Origin of the sequence: Actinoplanes subtropicus, from assembly GCF_000721705.1 — a bacterium.
GTDB classification, from domain to species: Bacteria; Actinomycetota; Actinomycetes; order Mycobacteriales; family Micromonosporaceae; genus Actinoplanes; species Actinoplanes subtropicus.
The window spans coordinates 1-2,062 of sequence record NZ_JOJL01000109.1; the positions used below are offsets into that span (position 1 = coordinate 1).

At 65.4% G+C, this 2,062-nt stretch carries 2 protein-coding genes; both read right to left on the minus strand.

The features are described 5' to 3' along the window. The coding region (locus tag IH26_RS55170) for a hypothetical protein (RefSeq protein WP_034218309.1) at positions 1 to 220 on the minus strand (220 nt) is incomplete at its 3' end. 923 nt (positions 221 to 1,143) lie between these two features. Continuing rightward, the gene (locus IH26_RS0152300; RefSeq protein WP_030443779.1) at positions 1,144 to 1,830 is read right to left on the minus strand and encodes a hypothetical protein; all 687 of its coding nucleotides are present in this window, start codon (positions 1,828 to 1,830) and stop codon (positions 1,144 to 1,146) included. Between the last annotated feature and the right edge of the window lie 232 nt (positions 1,831 to 2,062).

Genomic DNA, 2,062 nt, shown 5'->3' on the forward strand with positions numbered 1-2,062 from the left:
GCATGGCGAGCGCGGAGGTCCGGGCGTCGGCGGCGTCGGCGAACGGGAGCTTGCCCTTCTCGGCGAGCTTCACCTCGCCGGAGACGTTGAACCCGCGCAACACGACCTCGCGGCCGTGGTTGTCGACGAAGCGGGTGCCGTCCACAGTGACCAGCGGCGCCGAGGCGTCCGCCGCGATCGCCGGAAGGGTAGGGCTGAGGACGGCGACGAGCGTACCCAAGATAACCGGAAATAGTATGAAAAGGCGTGAGCGCATGGCGTCTCCCGTGAGGGGGCGGGGGCGGAGAGGGACTTAAGTGAAAATTAATCATGTTCGCCTTCTCCTGCGCAATGACCTACGCCTATCTTTCCAGCTCGCCAGGGGGTCATGGCGCCGCAGGATCAACCCATAGCGCGATTTGTCTTAACAAAACCTTTCGAGCCGGGTTTGGGCACCAGGTGCCTGGAGCGCGAGTTCGCCCGGTCATCGCGCTGCTGCGCTGACCGGCACCACGCAGGCTTGCGCGTGCCGAAAACCTCATCCGTGCTGGCCATGGCCACTTGATCGCCGGAACGAGATCCGCTCCGGTCACGAGCTGTCAGACACACACGGCAGGGATCCACACCAGCAACTGCGCGAGGATGACCTGTGCTGCTTCGACTTGCCTACCTCGGCATGACCAACACCCTCGCGCTGCTCCGCCTTCTGCCCATGAGCGACCGCGCCAAGGACGCCGAGATCCTCGCACTCCGGCACCAACTCACCGTCCTCGAACGACACCTGCACGGCGAGAAGATCCGCTTCACTTGGGCAGATCGGGCCTGGCTCGCCGCCCTGCTCCACCAGATCCCCCGCGACACACTCCGGAAGGTCCAGCTGCTGGTTCGCCCGGAGACAGTGCTGCGATGGCACCGTGACCTGATCGCCCGCCGGCACGCTCGGATCTCTCGGCTTGCTCGGGTCGGGCGGCCACGAACCATCCGGTCGATCCGCCAGTTGGTGCTGCGCCTGGCCCGCGAGAACAGCACCTGGATACCGCAGAATCCACGGCGAGCTACTCGTCCTCGGTGTCAAGGTCGCCGCCTCGGCGGGCTCCCCCCACGAATACGATCATGCCGCTTGAGCTGCGCAGATGAGGTCTCGGCACCAGCACGGCCAGCGCTTTAGCGGGGTTTGAGCCGGAGTAGCCCCTCGTCGGTGCCGATCGTGTGGAGGTAGTCCGGGCGCGCCGCGTACAGGTTGATCGCCCAGGCGGTGAAGCCTCGGTCGGCGCCGGTCCGGATGGTCGTTCCTGGTCGGAATCCGCGCCGTATGACCAGTTCGGGGTGCACGATCCGCAACATGATGCCGGAGCTGGTCGGCTGTGCGGCGGGGACTGCATCCCAGGGCACGAAGATGGAGCCGAACGGCTGCCGGTCGAGCACGCCGTCGGGGCGCAGGAACACGCCGAATGGTCCGAGCACGCTGTACCACTGCAGCGGAAGAAGCAACAGCAACAGCACCACGACGGCGATCTTGAACCGGTCGACGCCGTTGCTGAAGCGTCCCTCGGTAACGGCCAGGGCGGCGACCGCCATGGGCATGACGGTGAACATGCCAGCCGACAGGACCGCGGTGGCGTTCGGCGGCGTGGTGAAGGCACCGTCACGAACCAGGAACGTCTCGGGGTGGCGCGCGTTGAGTGCGATGAGGCCGGCGATGGGAAGGCCGAGCCACAGAACGAACAGCAGGGCTGCACACACCTCGGCAACGACCAGGACTTTCGCCTGCACCAGCACCGCGAGGACGACCGCTGTCACCAGCACGCCGACGAGGAATGCCAGCCGGTGCGAGATGATCTTCGTCCACATACGCAGCATCGTAGGACCATCGACACATCTCGCCAAGCAGCACAGATGCCAATCCGTCAGCGGAGCAGCGGCGGCCTTTCGAAAGCGGCAATGGCCGGACGCTCACCCCCGGCCAAAGGAGCCCGCCATCCGGATTTGGCACCCCTCTGTGTCAAGAGGTCGCCAAGGACAATGTTTTAGGCTGTGCTTCAGCGGGTCCGGGAAGTGACTTGTCCGAAGTGTCGATCATGGG